We start from the raw sequence: 23,550 nt of genomic DNA, 5'->3' as shown, positions 1-23,550 counted from the left end.
CCTACCCGATCCGTAGCGTAGGTCGGATTAGCGGCGGCACGCCGCGTAATCCGACACGATCCGTCTGCTCAGCTTAAGAAGCCAGCGCCAATAAATCGACCACGTCCAGCCCTGCCAGGTCTTGCGTCGTATTACCCGCAAACGCGGCGCGGCTCTGTTGGCCGTTTTTCAGCCAGGTGCGCGTGACATCCTTGATCTGCGCCAGGGTGCAGGTCAGGACGCCGGTGCGGAACTGCTGGCGCACGGCTTCCGTCGTACCGCGCTGCTGCATGTTCCACGCCGTCAGCGCTTCCGCGTACGGCGAGTGCGGCTTGTCGAGGCCCTTGATGACGCAGATGATGGCTTCTTCCACCTGCTCTTGCGAGAAATCGCCGTCGAGGATCTGATCGAGCGTCGTGCCAAAATCGGCGAACGTGCCGGCCAGGCGCGGATCGCGGTAGGAACTCAGGGTAAACGTGCCGGCGCCGGCCGCGTAGCTGGCGCTGCCGCCATACGCACCGCCTTTTTCGCGCAGCGCCGTATGCAGCACCTGATTCGTCATCAGTTCTGCGGCCACGGCCAGGGCGGAAGCGTCCGGACTGTGCACGCCGGGCACGGCCCAGGAAACGAAGCAATGGTTGATCTGGCTCGTCGCATGCAGGGCAGTGTTAGCCAGCGGCAAGGCGGCGGGTGCTGGCGTGTCGCTTGGCGTGGCCACGTCCGTGCCGGCTGCCGGCAACTCCAGCAAGCGGGCCAGGGCGATGCCATCGTGCTCGAGGCCCGCACACAGCACGGTCGGCGGCTGGGCGATGATGTGCGCGTGCAGGGTGTCGAGCTCGCGCGCGATTTCCTGCAAGCCCTCGGACGTCTTGCTCAGCTGCTGCAGGCGGCGGTAGAACGGCAAGGCGGCCGGACCGCCGACGATGTCGTCGAAGCGGCGCGTGGGCGACAGGGGCGCCGCCGAGGCGAGCATGGCGTAGCGGTTGCCCGATTCGGCCAGGCTGCTCAATTTGTCCTGCACCAGGCTTTCGATCAGGAAAGCCAGACGCTCTTCTTCATCGAAGCGGGGCTTGGCGATCCAGGCCGACAGCACGGCGGCGATCGCCGCGTGTTCTTCGCGCAAGCCGCTGGCCGAGAACGACAGTTCCACGCGCATCGCTTGTTGCGGGCGGGGAATGGCTTCCAGGCCGATGTGGAACGACGGCACCATGCTCTGGCGCCAGGCGCTGGCGTCGTCGAACGACATGTCGCCCACGCCCAGTTCCGGCGCCAGGTCCGTGTACAGACGCAGCCATGGCCACGACGCTTCCGGCAAGCCCGACACGTCATACAGCACGTTGGCATAGCTGATGCCGTTCGAGGCGATACTGAAGGCCACGGCGCCGTCGACGGCGGCGGGAATCGGCAAGGCCGGGCGCGGCGCGGCGCTGACGTCGCCAGGGCGGATGCGCGGCAGCACTTCCGAATTCGACGGCAATTGCTGATGCGCTTCCAAGGCGGCGGACTCGGCGATGATGTGCTCGCGTTCGGCATCCGTCAGCTGCGCTTGCAGGGCCGCCAGCTTCGCGTCTTCCTGCGCGGCGCGGTCCGTGAAGTAGGCGCTGTCGGGCACCACGTGCGTCGTCAAACGGGTCGGATTGGCGATCAGCTCGCGCACCAGCTGCTTGAAGAATTCCGGATCTTCGATCTGCTGTTCCAGGGTTTCCAGGATGGCCGCATTGTCGAACGCGTCCATCACGTTGCCGTCGTACATGGCCAGCGGCAGCGCGTGCAGCAGGCGGCCCAGGCCGTACGGCATGCGGCCGCTGCTGATTTCGCGCTGGCTGTACTTGATGTCGCGCAAGGCCGCGTGCAGCACGGCGGCGGGTATGCCTTCTCGCGCCGTTTCTTCCAGCGCCGTCCAGATGCGCTGGTGCGCATCGGCGATCTGTTCTTGGGTTAAACCTTCCATGCCGATGTGGAACACCATCTGGCGGATGCCCGCGTCGCGGCCATTCATGTCCGATGGGCGGCCATAGCCGGCCGATTCCATGGCGCGCATGACGGGCGCCGACGATTCGCCCAGCAAGCCGTGCGACAGCAGGTGCGCGTGGTAGTAGGCGATCGGGTCGCTCGACTCGCCCATCAGCCAGGCGAATTGCAGGCCGAATTCATCGTCGCGCGCTTCCTGCGACGGAATTTTCACCACGTTTTCCTGCGGCGCGCTCCAGGCGGGCGCCAGCTGCGGCAAACGGCGTTCGGAGAAACCGCTGAGTTTGGACAGCACGCGTTCGGCCACTTGTTCCTGCACGGCCGATGCTTCGATATTGCCGGCGGTCATGATCACGGCTTGTGACGGGTGGTAATGGCTGGCGTGGAATTCTTTCAGCATGGCATGCGTGAGTTCCGGGATCACCAGCGGATCGCCGCCCGATTCCACTTCATACGTCGTGCCCTTGAGCAAGGTGCTGGCGATGCCGCTGTCGAGTGCGCGCATGGGACTGTTGAAGGCGCCCTTCATTTCATTGAAGACGATGCCCTGGTACACCAGCTTGTCGCCTTCGAACGCATGGCGCCAGCCTTCCTGGCGGAAGTTCAGGTAATCGAGGTTCGGGAAGAAGGCCGCGTCCAGGTACACGTCGAGCAGGTTGAAGAAGTCCTTGCGGTCGGTGCTGGCGAACGGGTACACGGTGCGGTCCGGATAGGTCATCGCATTCATGAAGGTGGCCGTCGAGCGGCGCAGCATCGAGAAGAACGGGTCGCGTACCGGGTAGCGCGACGAGCCGCACAGCGCCAGGTGTTCGAGGATGTGGGCGCGCCCGTCGCTCACTTCGGGCACAGTGGGAAAGGCCACCAGGAACACCATCTCAGCCTGCTCGGTATGCATGTGGATGTGGCGCATGCCCGTTGCTGGCTCGACATATTGCTCGATGGTTGCCTGCAAGACTGGAATGAAGTTGCTGCTGACTTTTTCAAATGTGCTCATGCGGTATGGGATCTTTTCAGTAGGTGAAACGGAGTGTCGGTGGAGCTGCATCACATGTGGGGGCAAAGCGGCGCAATGCCAGGGCCGAGGGCCACTTTGATGCCTGCGTGAAGTTTTTCCCTATTGTACTAGGAGTATTCGTGCGCCGCCGCCAAGGCCTTGCTGGCGGCCGGAAAAGCCACAGTATTGCCAAATTCATCATTTCTGGATGGGTGGCGTCGGCGAATGAACGCTTAGCGTACCATGCGCCTTTTCCCCCTTGCTGACCGAACCGAAGGCGCTTACCTTGTCCCGACTTTCCTTTCGCCAACTGTTGTTCGCCGCCTTCATTTTGACGACGGGTATTTTGACGGCCACCTCCGTGCAAGCCCTGCTGACGCTGGAGCACCTGGCGCGGCTGGGGCGCGAGACGGCGGCGCAGGCGATTGCCCTGACGGAACAGTCGCAGCGTTTGTCCGAGCGCACCCTGGCCATGGAGCGCAGCGCGCGCCAGTTCCTCGTGCTCGATGATCCCGTCTTCCGCGAGCGCTATGCGGCGGCCCGCGACGAAGCGACGGCGGCGCTGCAAGTGCTGAACCGGGCCACGCCCGAGTTTGCCTCGCAGCTGGCCGACGAGTGGACGGCGCAGGCGCAGTCGGCGTGGGAAGTCTTGCAAGCAGGTAAGCGCCGCAAGCGCGATGGCCACGCCGTCGTGTACCGCGCGTTTGCCCGCATGGCGCAAATCAACGACAGTCTGGCGCGCGAAAGCAAGACGGAAATCGGCAGCCGCAACGATGCCCTGCTGGCCGAGCTGGAGCGCCAACGCCGCGTGCTGGGCGTGCTGGTCGGTGGCGCCGTGCTGCTGGCGGCCGTGCTGGCCACCTGCTTCGGTTTTCTATTGTCGCGCCCGTTGCGCCGCATCGAGACGGCCATCGGGCGCCTGGGCGAGAAGCGCTACGACCAGCCCATCGTCGTCGGCGGACCGGCCGACACGCGCCGCCTGGGCCAGCAGCTCGACTGGCTGCGCCAGCGTCTGGCGGACCTCGATGCCGACAAGGAGCGCTTCCTGCGCCATATCTCGCATGAACTGAAAACCCCGCTGGCGGCCCTGCGCGAAGGCGTGGCCTTGCTGGAGGACGAAGTGGCCGGCAAGCTCAGCGATGGCCAGCGCGAAATCGCCGGCATCCTGCAGCAAAACACGGCCTCCCTGCAAAACCAGATTGAGGACTTGCTGCGCTACAATACCGCCGCCTTTGACGCCCAGCATCTGGCGCGCAGCAAGGTCGACTTGCTGGTCTTGCTGCAAGATGTGGTGGCCGGACAGCGCCTGCAATGGCTGGCGCGCCGCTTGACGGTCGAAGTGCAGGGCGAGTCGCTGATCGTGCAAGCTGATCGCGACAAGCTGGCAACAGTGCTGGCGAACCTGCTGTCGAATGCCGTGCGTTTCAGCCCGGAAGGCGGCACCGTGCGCTTTGCCTTGTCCTGTGAAGGCCGCCGCGTGCGCATCGACTGCATCGACGAGGGTGCCGGCGTGGCGCCAGAGGATGCCGCGCGTATTTTTGAACCGTTTTACCAGGGAGTGCGCCAGGCGGCCGGCGCGCGCAACGGCAATGGCATCGGCCTGTCCATCGTGCGCGAATATATCGCCGCCCACGATGGCAGCGTCACTCTTTTACCGCGCCCCGCCGGCGCGCATTTTCGGATAGAACTGCCCTTATGATGACGAGAACTTCCCTGGCCGGCATGGCCGCCTGCGCGCTGCTGTTGGGCGCCTGCGCCGCCAAGCCCACTATCCAGACGCCCGTGCTGGTGCAAACGCCGCCGCGCGTGGTGGTGGTGATGGACCCCCAGCTGACCGAATTGTTCGCGTATCAGAGCGCCTTGCGCCTGATGACGCCGTCGGAACTGGTGAAAGCACAGCTGGACCTGGCGAAGGCCGATCACGCGCCGTCCAACACCATCCGCCGCGCCATGCTGCAAGCGACCTTGCGCGGTGCCGGCGACCTGGCCCGCGCGCAAGCCTTGCTGGAACCCTTGCTGGCGGCCACGGGCAAGGACGCGCAACTGCTGGCGCCGCTGGTGCAATTGCTCAGCAGCCAGTATGCGGAACTGCGCCGCCAGGACGAGAGCATCGACAAGCTCAATGGCCAGCTGCGCGACGCCCAGCGCCGCATCGAGCAGCTCAATGAAAAACTCGAGGCGCTGAAAAACATCGAGCGCAGCCTGTCCGTGCGCCCTGCCGCGGGAGCGCCGAAATGAGCGAACTGGCCCACATCTTGTTGGTCGACGACGACCCTGACCTGCTGCGCCTGCTGACCATCCGCTTGAAGGCGGGTAATTATCGGGTCACGGCCGTGGGCAGCGCGGAAGCGGCGCTGGCGCGCCTGGCCGTGGAATTGCCGGCCCTGGTCATTACCGACGTGCAATTGCCTGGCCGCGACGGCCTGGCCCTGTTCGATGAAATCCGCCGCCAGCACGCGGCCCTGCCCGTCATTTTGCTGACCGCCCACGGCACCATTCCCGATGCCGTCGAGGCGACGGCGCGCGGCGCGTTTGCCTACCTGACGAAACCGTTCGACGGCAAGCTGCTGATGGAAAAAGTGGCGTATGCCATCAACTTGTCCACCGTCATGCCGGCGCCCGCGTCCGGCGACGAGAGCTGGCGTGCCGAGCTGATCAGCCGCAGCGCGCAGATGGCCGAGTTGCTGGCCGAAGCCAAGCTGGTGGCGGGTTCCGACGCCAGCATCCTGATCCGTGGCCCCAGCGGCACGGGCAAGGAATTGCTGGCGCGCGCGCTGCACAACGCCAGCCGCCGCGCCAAGGCGCCGTTCATCGCCGTCAACTGCGGCGCCATTCCTGAGCAACTGCTGGAATCGGAACTGTTCGGCCACGTCAAAGGCGCGTTTACGGGCGCCGTCGGCAACCGCGAAGGGTTATTTCAGGCGGCCGATGGCGGCACCCTGTTTTTGGATGAGATCGGCGACATGCCGCTGCCGCTGCAGGTGAAATTGCTGCGCGTGCTGCAGGAGCGGGCCGTGCGCCCCGTGGGCGCCGACCAGACGCGTCCGGTGGACGTGCGCCTGCTGTCTGCCACGCACCGCGACCTCGACGTGGCCATGGCGGAAGGGCAATTTCGCGAAGACCTGTATTACCGCCTCAATGTCGTGACCTTGACCCTGCCGCCGCTGGCCGAGCGCCGCGAAGACATCTCCCTGCTGGCGAACCATTTCCTGCAGAAGCTGGCGGCCAAGTATCAGAAACCGCTGAACGGCTTCGCTCCCGATGCCTTGACGGCCCTGGTGGCGGCGCCATGGCCCGGCAACGTGCGCCAGCTGGTTAATGTGGTCGAGCAAGTGTGCGCGCTGGCCACGGCGCCGCTGGTGCCCCTGAGTCTGGTGCAGCGGGCCTTGCGCGTGCCATCGCTGGAAGCGCTCAGCTACAACGAAGCCAAGCAGCGTTTCGAGCGCGACTACCTGATTCAATTGCTGCGCCTGACGGATGGCAACGTGGCCGACGCGGCCCGCCTGGCCGACCGCAACCGCACGGAGTTCTACCGTTTATTGCAGAAATACGAGCTGACGCCGGCCCTGTTCCGCGCCGACGGCGACCCTGTCGCTGAATAGCGACAAAAAGAAAGGGTGGATAATCAACGACTTACCGTGAAATATTGATTGTCTTGCCACAAGCTGTCGCTGTCTGGCGACAAAAAGCCCCGATTTTCGGGCCAGATCCGGCGGAAACGCGCTGGAAAAATCGAGTTTGGCTGTAAGTCGTTGATTTTGAATGCATTTTAAAAGCTGGCACGGTGCTTGCTTTATGGGTAGATGTGACGCTTCAACGTGTTGCTTTATCTAAGTAAGAAGCTTTTAACTTCATTGAGAGGAACTACCATGCAAACATCGAAACTGTTCAATACCCTCGTCGCCGCTATCGTACTGTCGGGCGCCTCGATCACCGCTTCGCATGCCGCTGACTCCGCACCAAAAGCACAAGCTCCTGCTGACACTGTCGTGGCCGCCAACGCCGCCGCTGCCGTCCCGGATGAAACCATCACTTCCTCGGCCAAGGCCGCCCTGAGCGCCGATGCGCAAGCCGCTACCCTGCCAGTCAAGGTAGCAACCCAGCAAGGTGTGGTCGTCCTGTCGGGCGATGTACCGAGCGCCGAAGCGGGTGACCGCGTCGTGCAGATCGTCGCTTCCGTGAGCGGCGTGAAAGAAATCAAGAACGAGCTGAAAGTCAAAGCCGCCGGTTAATCGCCCTCGCGCTGTACTTTACTCCGGGTTGCCCTGTCTGCGGACAGGGCATTTTTTTTGCCCGCAGGATGGGGACGGGAAAGCCAGGCCATGCCTTCAGGCAAGGAGCTCGGCAATGAGGGTAGAATAGCCAGCACTGGCGCCGTTTCCGGCACTTTTTGTCATCCATGGCGCAGTGTTGCAAGGCTGGGCCGCTACCAGGCTACCGCATGTCTTCTTTCTCTCCCGCCGCCCTGCTGCGCAATCTGAAACCCGACAACTTCACCATCGCCCTGCTCGTCACCGTGGCGCTGGCCAGTTTCCTGCCTTGCACGGGCCAGACGGCCGTGGTCTTCGGTCACGTCACCACCGTCGCCATCGGCGCCCTGTTCTTCCTGCATGGCGCCAAGTTGTCGCGCGAAGCCGTGGTGGCCGGCGTCATGCACTGGCGCTTGCATTTGCTGGTGCTGGCCAGCACGTTCATCTTGTTTCCCCTGCTGGGCCTGGCCCTGCGGCCGCTGGCGCTGACTTTTCTCACGCCCGAGCTGTACGTGGGCATCCTGTTCCTGTGCGCCTTGCCATCGACCGTGCAATCGTCGATCGCCCTGACAGCCATGGCGCGCGGCAATGTACCGGCCGCCATCTGCAGCGCCTCGGCCTCGAATTTCATCGGCATTTTTCTTGCTCCCATCCTGGTCGGCTTGCTGGTGGCGAAAGGCGGGGCAAGCAAGTCGTCGGTCGATGCCGTGCTGTCCATCGTCATGCAGCTGCTGCTGCCCTTCCTGGCCGGCCAGTTCCTGCGCCGCTGGATCGGCCGCTGGGTCGACCGCCACAAGGCCATGCTGAAATACGTCGACCAGGGCTCGATTTTGCTGGTGGTCTACACGGCCTTCAGCGAAGCCGTCAGCGAAGGCCTGTGGCACACGATCTCGGTGGAAACGCTGGTCGCCCTGAGCCTGTTCAGCATCTTGCTGCTGGCGCTGGTCCTGGGCCTGATGACATTCATCAGCCGCCGCCTGGGTTTTAACAAGGAAGACGAGATCGCCATCGTCTTTTGCGGTTCGAAGAAAAGCCTGGCCAGCGGCGTGCCCATGGCCAAGGTGCTGTTTGCCACCCACTCGCTGGGCATGGTGATCTTGCCACTGATGCTGTTCCACCAGATTCAGCTGATGATCTGCGCCGTGATTGCGCAGCGCTATGCGCGGCGTGACGAGGGGCAGGAAGTGCCGGCGACGACGCGATAATGCTCGTCCTGCAATAGCGCCGACGCCTGCCGCAAGCCCTCGACGATCACGCGATACGCCTGCCGCCGGCTCGCCTCGTCTAGCGCGCGCAGCACATACGCCGGGTGATACACGCTGACCACCCAGCGTCCATCGTGTTGCACCGGCGTGCCGAGCAGCGGCGTCATGCTCGCCGCGCCATCTTGCAATATCGATTTCAATGCCGTGCTGCCCAGCGCGACGATCACCTGTGGTTGGACCCGCTCGATCTCTTCTTCCAGCCAGCCATGGCAGGCGAGGATTTCACGCTGCGCGGGTGTCTTGTGCAGGCGGCGCTTGCCGCGTGGTTCCCACTTGAAATGCTTGACGGCATTCGTTACATACACGCTGTCGCGCGCCACGCCCGCTTCCCGCAGTGCCTGCTCCAGCAGCGCGCCGGCCGGGCCGACAAACGGCAGGCCCGCCAGGTCTTCCTGGTCGCCCGGTTGTTCGCCGACGAGCATGATGCGGGCGGTGTGCGGTCCCACGCCGGACACGGCTTGCGTGGCATGCTGCCACAGTTCGCAGCGGCGGCACCGGTCCAGCGTCGTGGGCGCGTCGCGCGCGGGCTGGGCGCGTTCGGCCGAAATCGGAATCATGGCCGCGCCGCTGCGCTGGCCCACGCTGGCCGTCTGGCCCGTGCGCCGTTCGCCATTCGCGGCGCCGCTGAGCATGGCGGGCACGATGGCGCCTTCGGGCAGGTTTTTCCAGAAGCGCGAGGGGATGTGGCTGTGCAGCAAGTCGGCATTCACGCGCGCGGGGTTGAAGATGCTGCGGTAGTAGGTCAGCCACAGCGCTTCGCCCGCATCGTCGATCTCGGCCGCGCCGCGCAGCAGGGCCGGCCCCGCGTGCAAGGTCTGACCGTCCCACAGCATGCTGGCCGCCGGCGTGGCGATCATCCAGCTGATGGAGCCCATGCGGCGCGCGAAGTGGCGCGCCACTTGCGGCAGCACCTCGTGCACGGGTTCGAACCAGGCGACGAAGCGGGGTGCGCCCTCGGCCTCGCTGCGTTCGCGAAAGCGCACATACGCATGCATGTCGTGCTCCTCGCGATGTACGGCCTTGGCCATGGCGTGCAGGCGCGCACCGTCCGCATCGGCCGGCGAGAGCACGTCGTGCTGGCCCTGTTGCCAGCGCCAGAGCACCTGGTACAAGAAGGCCCAGCGGTCATGCACGTTGAAACAGGCGGCTGCTTCCAGCAATTCCACCAGGGGACGGGGCAGGCGCAGCGGCGGCGCGCTGGTATCCGTGGCATCCGGCGTGGAAGAAAACAGGTCGCCATCGCCCGCTTGCGACTGCCAGGCGACATCGGCAGGTGGCACGCCACGCGCGATCAGGTCGCGCGCCGCCGCGCGCCACGCGTCGAACGATTGCGCCAGCCGCACCACGCGCTCATTGACTTCTTTCATGCTGCCTGCAGTTCCGGCCACAGATGCATCTGCTGCGGCGCATCGGCCATGGCGCGGCGCAAGTGTTCCGAGGCGGTGGTGTCGCGCGCGGGAAAGTAATCGGCCGTGATGATGAAGGGGGCGATTTTCTTCATGCTGCAGCGCAGGCGCGACAGGTCGGCGTAGCGCACCTGCCGCAGCCGGCGCAGGTCGACGATGCGCTGCGCGTTGCGCAGGCCGATGCCGGGCACGCGCGCGATCATGTGTTGCGCCGCGCGGTTCAAGTCCAGCGGAAAATGTTCGCGGTGCGCCAGCGCCCAGGCCAGCTTGGGATCGATATCGAGCGCCAGGTTGCCGCCGCTGGCAGGCAGCAATTCGCTGGCCTGGAAACCATAGCTGCGCAGCAGGAAATCGGCCTGGTACAGCCGGTGTTCGCGCAGCATCGGCGGCGGCGCCAGCGGCACGCTTTTCGGGCTGTCGGGGATGGGGCTGAAGGCCGAGTAGTACACGCGCTTGAGCTTGTAGCTGCCGTACAGGGTCTCGGCCGTGGAGAGGATCTGCTGGTCGTCGCTGGCGTCGGCGCCGACGATCATCTGCGTGCTTTGCCCGGCCGGCGCGAAACGCGGCGAGCGCGGCTCTTCCGCTTTCTCATCGAGCTTGCGGCGGATGGCGCCCATCGCCAGTTTAATGGTGTGCACGCTCTTTTCCGGCGCCAGCTTCTGCACGCTGTCCTGCGTCGGCAGTTCGATATTCACGCTGAGCCGGTCGGCGTAACGGCCCGCCTGCGCGATCAGGGCCGGGTCGGCGTCGGGGATGGTTTTCAGGTGGATGTAGCCGCGGAACTGGTGTACTTCGCGCAACTCGCGCGCCACCTGCACCAGCTGCTCCATCGTGTAGTCGGCCGAGCGGATGATGCCGGAACTGAGGAACAGGCCGTCGATGTAATTGCGCAGATAAAAGTCGGCCGTCAGCTTGACCACTTCGGCCACGGTAAACCGCGCGCGCGGCACGTTCGAGCTGCGCCGGTTGACGCAGTACTGGCAATCGTACAGGCAGTAATTCGTCAGCAGGATCTTGAGCAGCGAGACGCAGCGCCCGTCCGGCGTGTAGCTGTGGCAGATGCCCATGCCCGAGGTGGCGCCAAAGCCGTCCTTGCCGATGGAGTCGCGTTTGGGCGCGCCGCTGCTGGCGCAGGACGCGTCGTACTTGGCCGCGTCGGCCAGGATTTCCAGCTTGTCCGTCAATTCCATGGCTCACCTCGATATACTGTGTTTTTATACAGTATATCAGGGAATGTGTCTTGCGCCGTCTTGACTTGCGCGATGGCAGAACGCTATATATCAGTGTATATTACGCTCCTTGTTCACCGTTCACTTGACAAGGATACGACCATGCGCCTGACCTCCCTCGCCCGCCTGCTTGGCACCGCTCTGCTGGCCACCGCCGCCACCTCCGCCGTTGCCGGCGAAGTGGTGGTGTCGGCCGCGGCCAGCCTGACGAATGCGTTCAAGGAGGCGGCGCAAGGCTACGAGGCGCAATATCCGGGCAGCAAGGTGTCCCTGAACTTCGCCGCCTCGGGCGTGCTGCTGCAGCAGATCGTCAAGGGCGCACCCGTGGACGTGTTTGCCTCGGCCGACCAGGAAACCATGGATGCGGCGCAAAAGCAGGACCTGGTCCTGCCGGCCGACCGCCAGGACTTCGTCGGCAACAGCCTGGTGCTGATCGTGCCGCACGATAGCAAGCTGGGCATCAAGAGCCTGAGCGACCTGACGCACAAGGGCGTGACCCGCGTGGCGATCGCCAACCCGGCCAGCGTGCCCGTCGGCCGTTACTCCGAAGGTGCGCTGAAGAAGGCGAAGCTGTGGGACGCCGTGCAGCCGAAAGCCATCGGCACGCAGAACGTGCGCCAGTCGCTCGACTACGTGGCGCGCGGCGAAGTCGATGCGGGCTTCGTCTACGCCACCGACGCGGCCATCATGAAAGACAAGGTCAACGTGGTGCTGGAGGTGCCTTTGGCCTCGCCCGTGCTGTACCCGATCGCCACCATCAAGGGCAGCGGCAACGCGGCCGAAGCGAAGCGCTTCGTCAGCTACCTGCAGACGGCGCCGGCGCAAGCGATTCTGGCCAAGTACGGCTTCAAGAAACCCTAAGTCAAGCACGCGCCCGCATGGATATCGCCTGGACCGCGCTGGCCCTGTCGCTCAAAGTAGCGGCCTGGGCCACGGCGCTCAATTTGTTGCTCGGCATCGGTACGGGCTATCTGCTGGCGCGCACGCGCTTTCCCGGGCGCGAGCTGCTCGACGCCCTCTTGACCCTGCCGATGGTGATGCCGCCCACCGTGCTCGGCTATTACCTGCTGGTGCTGCTGGGCCGGCGCGGCACCCTGGGCATCTGGCTGCAGGACAACTTCGGCATCAACCTCATCTTCACGTGGCAGGGCGCCGTGATCGCCTCCACCGTGGTCGCCTTTCCCCTCGTCTTCAAGCCCGCGCGCGCCGCCTTCGAGGCCGTCGACGGGCAACTGGAGCAGGCGGCCCGCGTGCTGGGCATCTCGGAGCTGGCAATCTTTTTCCGCGTCACCTTGCCGCTGGCCTGGCGCGGCATCCTCGCCGGCGTGCTGCTGGGTTTTGTGCGCGCGCTGGGCGAGTTCGGCGCCACGCTGATGGTGGCCGGCAGCATCCCCGGCAAGACGCAGACCCTGTCGGTGGCCGTGTATGAAGCCGTGCAGGCGGGCCAGGACGACGTGGCCAATACGCTGGTCGTGATTATCTCCCTTGTCTGCATCGTGGTGCTGCTGTCGGCGGGCCGCCTGGCGCCCGGGCGCGTCGCGCACAAATGAGGTCTATGATGACGCCCATGCAACTCGACCTCGACATTCGCGCCACCTTGCGCTCCGGCAAACGCCGTTTCGACCTGCACGTGCAATGCACCTCTGGCAGTCAGCGCATCGCCATGTATGGCCCGTCCGGCGCCGGCAAGAGCATGACCCTGAAAGCCATTGCCGGACTGTTTACACCGGACGCGGGCCATATCCGCCTGAATGGCCGTACCCTGTTCGATTCGGCCGCCGGCATCAACCTGCCGCCGCAGCAGCGCAACGTGGCCTACCTGTTCCAGGATTACGCGCTGTTCCCGCACCTGACGGTGCGCCAGAACGTGGGCTTTGGCCTGAGCCGCGGCTGGTTCAACCCGCGCGCGCGCGAAAAGTTGCAGAAGGTCGAGCATTGGCTCGATGCTTTCCACTTGCAGGAACTGGCGCACCAGTTTCCCGACGAGTTGTCCGGTGGCCAGCGCCAAAGGGTGGCGCTGGCGAGGGCGCTCGTGGCCGAGCCAGCCGCGCTGCTGCTCGACGAGCCGTTTGCCGCCCTCGATCCGGCCCTGCGTGTCAAAATGCGCCTGGAGCTGAGCCAGTGGCAGCAGCGCCTGGACGTGCCCATGATCCTGATCACCCATGATCCGGAAGATGCGCGCATCCTGGGCGAGCATGTGCTGTACTTGCGCGACGGACAAATTGACAGCATGGAAGAACATAAGGCATTGGGTGAACGCATTGGATAAATCAGCGGCAGCGGAAATCGGCCTGCAAGGCTCGGTATGGATGACGGTGGGCGGAGAAAACCTGGGCGGCGCCGGCAGGGTGGAATTGCTGGGCGCCATCGCCGAATGCGGTTCCATCACGCAGGCGGCCAAGCTTGTGAAGATGAGCTACAAGGCGGCCTGGGACGCCATCGACGCGATGAACAACCTGGCCGGCGAGCCGCTGGTCGAGCGCTTGACGGGCGGCAAGGGTGGCGGCGGCACGCGCCTGACGCCACGGGGGCGCCAGCTGGTCGACAATTTCCGCATCATCGAGCGTGAGCATGCGCGCTACCTGCGCCAGCTGGGCAGCCAGGCCGAAGGCATCGCCGACGATTTGTTACTCATACGGAGAATGGCCATGAAAACCACGGCACGCAATCAATTCCTGGGCAAGGTGGCCGAACTGAAACAGGGCGCCGTCAACGACGAAGTCACGCTGGAATTGCCCGGCGGCCAGCACATCGTGGCCATCGTCACGCAGGGCAGCAGCGCCAGCCTGGGCCTGGTACCGGGCGCGGAAGCGTTCGCGCTGATCAAGGCCTCGTCGATCATCCTCGTGGCGGATAGCGCAGGGGCGCGCTTTTCCGCGCGCAATCAGTTGACCGGCAGCGTGACGCGCGTGCAGACGGGCGCCGTCAACACGGAAGTGGTGCTGGACTTGCCGCGCGGCGGCACGATTGCCGCCATCATCACGAATCAGAGCAGCACCGAGCTGGGCATTGCCATCGGCAGCCAGGTGACGGCGATTTTCAAGGCGTCCAGCGTGATTCTCGGTGTGCCGGCGTAAATTGCGTAGGTCGGATTAGCGGCGGCACGCCGCGTAATCCGACAATATTGTTGGCGTATCATGTCGGATTACGCGCAAGCGCTAATCCGACCTACTCTTTTAATCTTTCAGCCTCGACAACCAATTCGCCGCCGCCGCCAGCGCCTGCTCGAGCTCCTGCGCCGTGCGCGCCAGCAGGCTTGGTACCTCGTCCAGGCGGCCCGCGTCGATGGCTTCCTCGGTGGCGAAGGCGGCGCGGATCAGGCGTTTCGTGCCCAGGGTGCCGACGGAGCCGCGCACGCCGTGCAGGATGCGCGCCACGTCGCTGTGGTGGCCCGCCTGCAACGCCGTTTCGGCGTCGCGCACGGGCGTCATGCCCTTGTTCAGCGCGTCTTCGACCATGCGCCGCAGCACGCCGCGGCCTTTCGCATCGCGGCCCATCACGCGCATCAGCGGCGCCATGGAAAACACTTCCTCATCGGCAACCGTCACCGGCTCGGCCGTCTGCACTGGCGGGCGCTTCGGCAGGTGGCGCAGGATGACTGCCATCATCTCTTCCACCACCACGGGCTTGGCGATGAAATCGCTGATGCCGGCCGTCATGCAGCGCTCGCGTTCGGACGCCAGCACCCCGGCCGTCATGGCGATCACGGGCAAGTTCAAGCGCAGTTCCGTGCGGATGACATGGGTGGCGCTGAAGCCGTCCATGACGGGCATTTGCATGTCCATCAGCACGATGTCGTAGCGCAGCGCTTCCGTGCGCAGCCGCTCCACCGCTTGCAAACCGTCGCCCACCACGTCCAGGGTGGCGCCCATGTGTTCGAGGATACCGCGCGCCACGGCCTGGTTCAAATGATTGTCTTCCACCAGCAGGAAATGCACGCCGGCCAGTTCCGTGCCCAGCGGCTGGTGCAGCATGCGCTGCTCGCCGCCGTCGTTCTTGGCGATCAGCGCCTGGTGCAGGGCATCGAACAGGCTCGAACCTGTGATCGGCTTCATCAGCACGACATCGGCCTCGGCCGCGCTGGAAATTTCCTCCAGGTGGTTGCGCGCGAAGGCGTTGACCATCACGACGATGGGCTGGCGCTGGCCGGCAGCTGCCTGGCGGATGGCCTTGGCCGTGGCCAGGCCGTCCATGACGGGCATGTGCCAGTCGGCCAGCACCACGTCGTACGGTTGCTGCTGCGCCAGGCGTTCGCGGTACAGTTCGATGGCGGCAAAGCCGGAGTCCACTTCGTCGGCCAGCCAGCCCCAGGCCTCGATCAGCTTGACGATCAGTTCGCGCGTGGTGCGGTTGTCGTCGGCCACCAGCAGGCGCAGCTGCCCCAGGGCCGGCGTGCGCCGTGTTTCGGGCGGTTGCGCCAGCATCTCGAACGGCACGCTGAACCAGAAGCGGCTGCCCTTGCCTTCGCTGCTGGCCACGGCGATATCGCCGCCCATCATGTGGATCAGCTGCTTGCTGATGGCCAGGCCCAGGCCCGTGCCGCCGAAGCGCCGTGTAATGCTCTGGTCGCCCTGGGAAAAGGCGGCGAACAGCTGCTGTTGCTGCAGTTCCGTCATGCCGATGCCCGTGTCGCGCACTTCGAAGCGTAGCCAGGCGCGGTCTTGTTGGCTTTCGGCCAGGCTGACGGCCACCACCACTTCGCCGCTCTCGGTAAATTTGATGGCGTTGCCGGCCAGGTTGACGAGGATTTGCTGCAGGCGCTGCGCGTCGCCCACCAGGCGCCGCGGCACGTCGGGCTCGACGGCGATGGCCAGTTCCAGCTCCTTTTCACCCGCATTCATGGTCATCGTCGTGGCCAGCGTGTTCATGACCTCGTCGAGGTCGAATTCGACGGGCGACAATTCCATGCGGCGCGCTTCGATCTTCGAATAGTCGAGCACGTCGTTGAGGATGCCCAGCAGCGACTGGCCCGCCACGCGCACCATGGTCAGATACTTGCGCTGTTCCGTATCGAGCCTGGTATTGCCCAATAAGTACACCATGCCCAGCACGGCATTGAGGGGCGTGCGGATTTCATGGCTCATGTTGGCCACGAAATCGCTCTTCGCGCGGTTGGCCGCCTCGGCCCGGTCGCGCTCCTGTTCCAGCTCCGCCGCGCGCGCTTCGAGTTCCTGCTGCAGGCGGTCGCGTTCGCTCATCAGGCCGTTGAACGTTTCCGTCAGTTCGCCGATCTCGTCGCGCTGCCGCACCGGCACGGGCGTGAAACGGCTGCCGCTGGTGCGCATGGCTTGCAGCGTGTCGCGCAGGCGCACCAGCGGCGACAGCAGGCGCACGGTGACCCAGCCCAGAATAAACGCGGCCAGCAGCGAAGCGAGGATGCTCCATAGCACCAGCCGGTACAGCACGCCATCGAACGGTTCGAAGGCATCGTCGAGGGGCAGCGAGGCGGCCAGCAGCCAGTTTACCGATTTCAGGCGTTTGAAGCTGTTGACGGCCGTGATGCCGCGGCTGTTGGTGCTGACCATGCTGCCTTCGCCATCTTGCTTCAGCAACTCGGTGGTGGTCAGGTTGGCGTTCGGCAGGCGCGGCTGCAGCAGCCGGTCGGTATCGGGGTGCAGCACGTAGCGCGGCACGGCGCCGCGCGTGAGGATGAAGTAATAGCCGCTCTTGCCGATCTTTTCCGAGCGCAGGCGCCCCAGCAGGTTGTCCTTGTACAGGCGCAGCACCCCGATCACGACGCCGGCCACCTGGCCATCGGCGGTGAGCACGGGCGCGGCCATCTGCACGATGGGCATGCCGCTCGACTTGCCCAGCATCGGTTCGGTGATCATGGGCTGGCGCGTGCGCAGCACGGTCTGGAAATACTCGCGCTCGGCGACGTTGATGCCGGCGCGCCCCGCCACTTCCGGCATGTCGGCCACGATGACGCCCTGCGCGTCGAGCACCAGCACGTCGTCGAACAGTACCAGCATCGAGCGGCGCGCATAGTATTCGCGCAGCTGGGCGGGCCGGGCGATCAATTCCGGCGGCTGCTGCCTGGCCGTCAGGGTGACGATCTGCAGCAGCATGCCCAGCTTGTCGTCGAGTTCGGCAGCGGTGCGGGTGATCAGGGCAGACTGCTGGCTCAGCAGTACTCGGGTGAAGTCGGCGCGCATGTGCTGCACCTGTATCATGGTGACCAGCGCGATCATGGCGATCGAGGTCAGGCTGGTGACCAGCGCGACTTTTGCTTTGATGCCGAGAGGCTTCATGATTTCCTTTTCAGTACCGTGCGGCACAGGCGGCAGATAATGCTGTCAGGAATTTTCCTATCAATACATTAACTTTGCAAGCGGTGCCGCGCAAATGGCCCGCCCCGCATGGGCTTTTGACGATGTTGCCATATAATCAAAGTCAGAACGTCGTTTATTCGGCCGAAATGCGGTGAAATTGGCACACGGCAACCCTGTATGCAGTAAACTTGTTATTGCATTTTCTAAAAGGTACCGACATGACTGAAGCGCTACTCACTCCCACCATGCCCACAGTGACCGTGGAAGCGTTGCGTGCGCGATGCTCGACCTGCAGCATGCATCAATTGTGCCTGCCGATGGGCCTCGATGTGGGCGACATGGACAGGCTGGACCAGATCATCGGCCGCCGTCGCAAGATCGTGCGCGGCGCCTCGCTGTTCCGTATCGGCGACTCGTTCCAGAACCTGTACGCGATCCGCCTGGGGCACTTCAAGACGTACCAGATCAATCCGGGCGGTGAAGAGCAGGTGACGGGTTTCCAGATGGCTGGCGAACTGCTGGGCATGGACGCCATCAGCGCCGATCGCCACCACTGTAATGCGGTGGCGCTGGAAGACAGCGAAGTGTGTGAAATTCCTTTTTCCAGCCTGGAACAATTGCTGGGCAATATGCCGACCCTGCTGCGCCATTTCCACCGCATGATGAGCCAGGAAATCACGCGCGAGCAAAGCGTCATGCTGTTGCTGGGCAATATGCAGGCGACCCAGCGTTTTGCCGCCTTTATCGTCAACCTGGCCTCGCGCTATGAAGCGCGTGGCTATTCGGCCAGCAAATTTCAGCTGCGCATGTCGCGCGAGGAAATCGGCAATTACCTGGGACTGACCATCGAGAGCGTCAGCCGTTTATTGTCGAAATTCAAGAAGGAAGGCTGGCTGCGCGTGTCCAACCGCGAGATCGAGATCTTGCAGCCCGCCAAGTTGAAAGCCATCACGGCCGGCACGGACGTCTGCAAGTAAGTCTTACAGTTCCTCATCGGCGTGCAGCGCGATACTGCGCTGCAGCGGCCAAGTCCAGATGCCGGACAGGCGCCACTCGCGTTTGTCGTTTTCCACCAGTACTTGCCAGCGGCTGCGCTCGAGCATCGGCAGCGCGACGGAAAAATTGCCGGCCGCATCGGGCTGCACCAGCAGCTTGATATCCTTTTCCGGCAGGGTCGCATGCGCCAGATGCAGCTGCAACGGACCCTGGTAGGCCTTGCCGAAGCTGTGCACGGAGCCACTCAGGCGCGCTGACGCCACATCATAGGACAGGCTGGTATCCATCGCCAGGTCGCTGGCGATCGTGTCGCGCTTCAAATCCTGGTTGATCGCCTTGCCCTGCTTGTAATAGTCGCCCACCACCAGCGCATCGGGCTGCGTAAACGCGATATAGCCCATGAAGCTGCCGACGACAACCGACAGGCCGGGACCGATCATCAGCAGCCAAGGCCAGCGATGCTTGTACCACGGTGCAACGGGGGCTTGCAGCTTGAGACTGTCGGACATGATATTTCTCCTGTTTAATCAGCCAGTCCCCGCATGGGGACCGGCCTTCCTGCAACTTCGTGGCGGCGGCGAGGGCACCCGGTCCCCGTCCGCCTTTCCTTGTTAACGTGGCACGATGAAGACCGCGCTTTCACGCACATGCAGCGACGGGTCGTCCAGCGAGTGCAATTCGATCGCAATCTTGTTCGACCCCTTTTCTCCCACGCCGTGCGGTACGCGCAGGCGGATCGGCCAGCCCAGCGTTTCCGTCGGCTGCAAGGTCACCTCTTCGCGTGTCAGCAAGGTCAGGCCCGGCAAGCCGGAAGCGCTGATTTTAAAATGCTGGGTTTGCTCCGAGGTGTTCATGATCTGCAAGCGGTACACGTTTTCGATCATGCCGTCTTCCACTTCGCGTCCCATCGAACCGCGGTCGCGGATCACGTCCATTTTCAGGGGCGTGCGCAGCGCCAGCGACGTACACACGGCGATGATGATCAGGGCCAGGATGGAAGTGTAGATCAGCACGCGCGGGCGCATGGCGCGCTGGCGGATCTGCTTCGAATTGAAGTTGTTTTCCATCGCATGGTCGGTACTGTAGCGTACCAGTCCCCGCGGCCGGTCGACCTTGTCCATCACGGTATTGCAGGCATCGACGCAGGCGGCGCAGCCGATGCATTCATACTGCAGGCCGTTGCGGATATCGATGCCGGTCGGACACACCTGCACGCACAGAGTGCAGTCGATGCAGTCGCCCAGCTTGTCGTTGTTGCCGGCCTTCTTGCTGATGGCGCCACGCGGTTCGCCGCGCTTGGCATCGTAGGTGATGATCAGGGTGTCCTGGTCGAACATGGCGCTCTGGAAGCGCGCGTAGGGGCACATGTATTTGCACACCTGTTCGCGCAGCCAGCCCGCGTTGCCGTAGGTTGCCAGGCTGTAGAACAAGACCCAGAACCATTCCCAGGGACCGAAGTTCAGGGTGGTCACCGACTGCGCCAGTTCCTTGATCGGCGTGAAGTAGCCGACAAAGGTAAAGCCCGTCCACAGGGCGATGGCGCCCCATGCCAGGTGCTTGGCCGTTTTCTTGACGGCCTTGCGCACGGACGGTCCCTGCTTGTCGAGGGCCATGCGCGCGCTGCGCGTGCCCTCGATGCGGCGTTCGACCCACAGGAAGATTTCCGTGTATACCGTTTGCGGGCAAGAGAACCCGCACCACACCCGCCCGGCGATGGCCGTGACGAGAAACAACAAATACGCACAGATGATCAGCAGGGCCGCCAGATAGATGAAATCCTGGGGCCACAGCACGACGCCGAAAATGTAGAACTTGCGCGTGGTCAAATCGAACAGCAGGGCTTGCCTGCCATTCCAGGTCAACCACGGCAAGCCGTAGAACGCCAGCTGGGTAAGCCATACGCATACCCATCGCCAGGTAGCGTAGCGTCCTTTGGCCTCGCGAGGGTAGATCTGCTCGCGGGCCGCATACATCTTGATGACTTGAGGTTCCATTACATCATTTCACGGGCGTCTGGGGATTCGACAGGCTCCAGACATACGCCGACAGCACGTGGACCTTGGACTCGCCGAGGAAATCGCTGAAGGCCGGCATGGTGTTGCTGCGTCCCTTGCGTACGGTTTCCATGATGGTATCAGCACTGCCGCCGTACAGCCAGATCTTGTCCGTCAGGTTAGGTGAACCGAGCATCTGATTGCCTTTCGCATCGGCACCGTGACAGGCCATGCAGGCGCCGAACTTGGCTTTGCCCAGCACGGATTTGACGGGGTCCGAGGTGGAACCGGACAGGCTCAGCACATAATGGGCCACGTTCTCGACATCCTTTTCGGAGCCCAGGGCGGCGCCCATCGGTGGCATCTGCCCATTGCGGCCATGCATGATGGTGGTCTTGATGATGTCGGGTTCACCGCCATACAGCCAGTCCTTGTCGGTCAGGTTGGGGAAGCCCTTGTTGCCGCGTGCATCCGAACCGTGGCATTGCGCGCAGTAGGTCAGGAACAAACGCTGGCCGATGGCATGCGCTTGCGGATCGGCGGCCACCGTCTTCAAGTCCTGGCTCAGGTACTTGTTGAACAGGGGACCGTAGTCGGCTTCCGCCTTCTTCAGCTCTTCCTCGTACTGGTCCGTCGATTTCCAGCCCAGACTGCCGGCATAGTTGCCCAGGCCCGGGTACAGGAACAGATACGCCAGGGCGAAGACGATGGTGATGTAGAACAACCACATCCACCAGCGCGGCATCGGCGTATTGAGTTCCTTCAAGTCCTCGTCCCAGACGTGGCCCGTGGTGCCGTCGGCAGGGGCGCCTTCGACCACTTTGATTTTCGACTGCGAGTACAGCAGCACGCCGCAGCCGATGATGCCCAGCAGGGACAGCACGACGATGTAGATATTCCAGAAGCCATTGGTAAAGTCAGCCATGGTTGCGCTCCCCTTGTGCCGGTGCGGCATCGGCCGCGTAGTCGAGCGCTTCGTCGTCGAACGGCAGGCGCGCCGCCGCGTCGAAGTCGCTATTGCTGCGGCTGAACGTCCACCACAGGATGCCTACGAACGTCGTAAAGGAAACCACCGTCATGACGCTGCTGGCGCTGTCAAACAGGTTCTCGATTGCCATGCTAATTCCTTGTTTTGATTAATGTACCGAGGCCTTGCAGATAGGCGACCAGGGCGTCTTCTTCCGTCTTGTCCTGCAGCTGCGCCGGGCCGGCGGTGATTTCCGCATCGCTGTACGGCTGGCCCAGGCGTTGCAGGGCGCGCATCTTCGGCATGATGTCGTCAGGCACCAGCTTGGTCTTCGCCAGCCATGGGTAGGCCGGCATGTTCGACTCGGGCACCACGTCGCGCGGGTTGTTCAAGTGCGTGCGGTGCCATTCATCGCTGTAGCGGGCGCCCACGCGGGCCAGATCCGGCCCCGTGCGCTTGGAACCCCACTGGAACGGACGGTCGTAGACGAACTCGCCAGCGACCGAATAGTGGCCATAGCGTTCCGTTTCCGCGCGCAGCGGACGCACCATCTGCGAGTGGCAGTTGTAGCAGCCTTCGCGCACGTAAATATCGCGGCCCGCCAGGCGCAGCGGCGAATACGGCTTCAGGCCGGCGACCGGTTCCGTCGTGCTCTTCTGGAAGAACAGGGGGATGATCTCGACGGCGCCGCCGATGCTGATCACTACCGTGACCAGGGCGATCAGCAGCCAGGGGTTTCTCTCAATCCATGCATGTGAAAATTTCATTTGCTTTTGCTCCTATCAGGCGTGCGCCGCGTTCAGTTCCGGAATGCGGGCGACGGGGAGTTTGCTGCCGCGCAAGGTCATCCAGGTGTTGTAGCCCATGATGCACATACCCGACAGGTACAGCAGGCCACCGGCCACGCGCACCACGTAGTACGGATACGTTGCTTTCACGCTCTCGACAAAGGTGTAGGTCAGGGTGCCGTCCGGATTGACCGCACGCCACATCAGGCCCTGCATCACGCCGGCGATCCACATTGCGGCGATGTACAGCACGATGCCGATGGTGGCCACCCAGAAGTGCACGTCGACCAGGCGCGTGCTGTGCATCTGCGTGCGGCCCGCCAGGCGTGGCAGCAGATAGTAGATCGAACCCATGGTGATGAAGCCCACCCAGCCCAGAGCGCCCGCATGCACGTGGGCAACGGTCCAGTCGGTGTAGTGCGACAGCGAGTTGATGGTCTTGATCGACATCATCGGACCTTCGAAGGTGGCGATACCGTAGAACGACAGCGAGACGATCATGAATTTCAGGATCGGATCGGTGCGCAGCTTGTGCCAGGCGCCCGACAGGGTCATGATGCCGTTGATCATGCCGCCCCAGCTTGGTGCCAAGAGGACCAGCGAGAAGACCATGCCGATCGATTGCGTCCAGTCAGGCAATGCCGTGTAGTGCAGGTGATGCGGACCCGCCCACATGTAGGTGAAGATCAGCGCCCAGAAGTGGACGATGGACAGGCGGTACGAGTACACGGGGCGCTCGGCCTGTTTCGGGATGAAGTAGTAGACCATGCCCAGGTAGCCGGCGGTCAGGATGAAACCCACCGCGTTATGGCCGTACCACCACTGGATCATGGCGTCCTGCACGCCCGCATAGGCGGAATACGACTTGGTGAACGAGGCTGGCATGACGGCGCCATTGACCACGTGCAAAATCGTCACGGCCAGGATGTAGGCGCCGAAGAACCAGTTGGCCACGTAGATGTGCTTGACCTTGCGCTTGATCAGTGTGCCGAAGAACACGATGGCGTAGGCGATCCAGACGACGGCGATGAGGATGGCGATAGGCCATTCCAGTTCGGCGTATTCCTTGCCGCGGGTCAGGCCCATGGGCAGGGTGACGACGGCGCACAGGATCACCGCTTGCCAGCCCCAGAAGGTGAAGGCGGCCAGTTTGTCGGAAAACAGGCGCACCTGGCAGGTGCGTTGGACAACGTAGTACGAGGTGGCGAACAGGCCGCAGATGCCGAAGGCGAAAATTACCGCATTCGTGTGCAGCGGACGCAAGCGTCCGTATGTCAGCCATGGTATGTCGAGGTTCAGGGCAGGCCAGGCCAGCTGAGCGGCGATGATAACGCCAACCAGCATGCCGATGATGCCCCATACCACAGTAGCGATCGCGAATTGCTTCACGATCTTGTAGTTATAGTTCAGCGATTGATCCACAAAGACTCTCCCTGGAA

The 23,550-nt window shown here is 63.6% G+C and carries 20 protein-coding genes; 10 read left to right on the top strand and 10 right to left on the bottom strand.

All coding sequences use genetic code 11. The annotated features are described in order from the left end of the window. Nucleotides 1-73 precede the first annotated feature (73 nt). On the bottom strand, nucleotides 74-2,944 hold the full coding sequence (locus ACP7DW_RS27035; RefSeq protein WP_426057517.1) for an insulinase family protein: 2,871 nt from the start codon (nucleotides 2,942-2,944) through the stop codon (nucleotides 74-76). Nucleotides 2,945-3,230: 286 nt separating this feature from the next. Here ACP7DW_RS27035 and ACP7DW_RS27030 point away from each other — a divergent pair, with 286 nt between their 5' ends. From ACP7DW_RS27030 to ACP7DW_RS27010, 5 genes are all read left to right on the top strand, one after another. Continuing rightward, on the top strand, nucleotides 3,231-4,643 hold the full coding sequence (locus tag ACP7DW_RS27030; protein ID WP_426057516.1) for a HAMP domain-containing sensor histidine kinase: 1,413 nt from the start codon (nucleotides 3,231-3,233) through the stop codon (nucleotides 4,641-4,643). After that, on the top strand, nucleotides 4,640-5,182 hold the full coding sequence (locus ACP7DW_RS27025; protein ID WP_426057515.1) for a hypothetical protein: 543 nt from the start codon (nucleotides 4,640-4,642) through the stop codon (nucleotides 5,180-5,182). The genes ACP7DW_RS27030 and ACP7DW_RS27025 overlap by 4 nt, the downstream gene beginning before the upstream one ends. Further along, on the top strand, nucleotides 5,179-6,546 hold the full coding sequence (locus tag ACP7DW_RS27020) for a sigma 54-interacting transcriptional regulator (protein WP_426057514.1): 1,368 nt from the start codon (nucleotides 5,179-5,181) through the stop codon (nucleotides 6,544-6,546). Before ACP7DW_RS27025 ends, ACP7DW_RS27020 begins: the two co-directional genes overlap by 4 nt. Nucleotides 6,547-6,813: 267 nt before the next feature. Continuing rightward, nucleotides 6,814-7,176 (top strand): BON domain-containing protein, encoded by a 363-nt coding sequence (locus tag ACP7DW_RS27015; RefSeq protein ID WP_290604888.1) that lies wholly within the window; start codon nucleotides 6,814-6,816, stop codon nucleotides 7,174-7,176. Between the two features lie 209 nt (nucleotides 7,177-7,385). After that, nucleotides 7,386-8,399, top strand: a complete 1,014-nt coding sequence (locus tag ACP7DW_RS27010; RefSeq protein ID WP_426057513.1) for a bile acid:sodium symporter family protein — start codon at nucleotides 7,386-7,388, stop codon at nucleotides 8,397-8,399. Here ACP7DW_RS27010 and ACP7DW_RS27005 read toward each other — a convergent pair. Both ACP7DW_RS27005 and ACP7DW_RS27000 read right to left on the bottom strand, forming a co-directional pair. Further along, complete coding sequence (locus ACP7DW_RS27005; RefSeq protein ID WP_426057512.1) at nucleotides 8,351-9,826, bottom strand: UdgX family uracil-DNA binding protein; 1,476 nt, start codon at nucleotides 9,824-9,826, stop codon at nucleotides 8,351-8,353. The genes ACP7DW_RS27010 and ACP7DW_RS27005 overlap by 49 nt on opposite strands. Next, the gene (locus ACP7DW_RS27000; protein WP_426057511.1) at nucleotides 9,823-11,055 is read right to left on the bottom strand and encodes a putative DNA modification/repair radical SAM protein; all 1,233 of its coding nucleotides are present in this window, start codon (nucleotides 11,053-11,055) and stop codon (nucleotides 9,823-9,825) included. Before ACP7DW_RS27000 ends, ACP7DW_RS27005 begins: the two co-directional genes overlap by 4 nt. 141 nt (nucleotides 11,056-11,196) lie before the next feature. On the opposite strand from ACP7DW_RS27000, the gene modA reads away from it, so the two are divergent. Genes modA through ACP7DW_RS26980 form a run of 4 tightly spaced genes read left to right on the top strand, consistent with a single transcriptional unit; the run spans nucleotide 11,197 to nucleotide 14,171 of the window. Further along, on the top strand, nucleotides 11,197-11,955 hold the full coding sequence (modA, locus tag ACP7DW_RS26995) for a molybdate ABC transporter substrate-binding protein (RefSeq protein WP_426057510.1): 759 nt from the start codon (nucleotides 11,197-11,199) through the stop codon (nucleotides 11,953-11,955). A 17-nt stretch (nucleotides 11,956-11,972) separates the two neighbouring features. Further along, a complete protein-coding gene (gene modB / locus ACP7DW_RS26990; RefSeq protein WP_121670763.1) occupies nucleotides 11,973-12,644 on the top strand; it encodes a molybdate ABC transporter permease subunit in 672 nt (223 codons plus the stop codon). 8 nt (nucleotides 12,645-12,652) lie between these two features. Continuing rightward, complete coding sequence (locus ACP7DW_RS26985) at nucleotides 12,653-13,363, top strand: sulfate/molybdate ABC transporter ATP-binding protein (RefSeq protein ID WP_426057558.1); 711 nt, start codon at nucleotides 12,653-12,655, stop codon at nucleotides 13,361-13,363. A gap of 40 nt (nucleotides 13,364-13,403) precedes the next feature. Then, nucleotides 13,404-14,171: a TOBE domain-containing protein gene (locus ACP7DW_RS26980; RefSeq protein ID WP_426057557.1), complete on the top strand. Its 768-nt coding sequence runs from the start codon at nucleotides 13,404-13,406 to the stop codon at nucleotides 14,169-14,171. A gap of 99 nt (nucleotides 14,172-14,270) precedes the next feature. On the opposite strand, the gene ACP7DW_RS26975 is transcribed toward ACP7DW_RS26980, so the two are convergent. After that, nucleotides 14,271-17,345 (bottom strand): response regulator, encoded by a 3,075-nt coding sequence (locus ACP7DW_RS26975; RefSeq protein WP_426057509.1) that lies wholly within the window; start codon nucleotides 17,343-17,345, stop codon nucleotides 14,271-14,273. A gap of 239 nt (nucleotides 17,346-17,584) precedes the next feature. Here ACP7DW_RS26975 and fnr point away from each other — a divergent pair, with 239 nt between their 5' ends. Then, on the top strand, nucleotides 17,585-18,343 hold the full coding sequence (gene fnr, locus ACP7DW_RS26970; RefSeq protein WP_071080086.1) for a fumarate/nitrate reduction transcriptional regulator Fnr: 759 nt from the start codon (nucleotides 17,585-17,587) through the stop codon (nucleotides 18,341-18,343). A gap of 3 nt (nucleotides 18,344-18,346) precedes the next feature. Here the strand turns inward: fnr and ACP7DW_RS26965 are convergent, their stop codons facing one another. From ACP7DW_RS26965 to ccoN, 6 genes are all read right to left on the bottom strand, one after another. Beyond that, the gene (locus ACP7DW_RS26965) at nucleotides 18,347-18,871 is read right to left on the bottom strand and encodes a FixH family protein (RefSeq protein ID WP_426057508.1); all 525 of its coding nucleotides are present in this window, start codon (nucleotides 18,869-18,871) and stop codon (nucleotides 18,347-18,349) included. A 102-nt stretch (nucleotides 18,872-18,973) separates the two neighbouring features. Next, nucleotides 18,974-20,356 carry a cytochrome c oxidase accessory protein CcoG gene (gene ccoG, locus ACP7DW_RS26960; RefSeq protein WP_426057507.1) on the bottom strand — a complete coding sequence of 461 codons (1,383 nt, stop codon included), beginning with the start codon at nucleotides 20,354-20,356 and terminating at the stop codon, nucleotides 18,974-18,976. Nucleotides 20,357-20,360: 4 nt separating this feature from the next. Next, nucleotides 20,361-21,281 carry a cytochrome-c oxidase, cbb3-type subunit III gene (gene ccoP / locus ACP7DW_RS26955; protein ID WP_426057506.1) on the bottom strand — a complete coding sequence of 307 codons (921 nt, stop codon included), beginning with the start codon at nucleotides 21,279-21,281 and terminating at the stop codon, nucleotides 20,361-20,363. Beyond that, nucleotides 21,274-21,474, bottom strand: a complete 201-nt coding sequence (locus ACP7DW_RS26950; protein WP_071080089.1) for a cbb3-type cytochrome oxidase subunit 3 — start codon at nucleotides 21,472-21,474, stop codon at nucleotides 21,274-21,276. The genes ccoP and ACP7DW_RS26950 overlap by 8 nt, the downstream gene beginning before the upstream one ends. A 1-nt stretch (nucleotide 21,475) precedes the next feature. Further along, on the bottom strand, nucleotides 21,476-22,090 hold the full coding sequence (gene ccoO / locus ACP7DW_RS26945; RefSeq protein WP_071080090.1) for a cytochrome-c oxidase, cbb3-type subunit II: 615 nt from the start codon (nucleotides 22,088-22,090) through the stop codon (nucleotides 21,476-21,478). Nucleotides 22,091-22,105: 15 nt separating this feature from the next. Then, entirely contained in the window at nucleotides 22,106-23,533 is a 1,428-nt protein-coding gene (gene ccoN, locus ACP7DW_RS26940) for a cytochrome-c oxidase, cbb3-type subunit I (RefSeq protein ID WP_426057505.1), read from the bottom strand. Nucleotides 23,534-23,550: the final 17 nt, after the last annotated feature.

Origin of the sequence: Janthinobacterium sp. PSRC1-1, assembly GCF_049897525.1 — a bacterium.
In the GTDB taxonomy this organism is placed as follows: domain Bacteria; phylum Pseudomonadota; class Gammaproteobacteria; order Burkholderiales; family Burkholderiaceae_D; genus Janthinobacterium; species Janthinobacterium tructae.
Note: the sequence above shows the minus strand (reverse complement) of the source record. Positions and strands in the feature narration are given on the sequence as shown.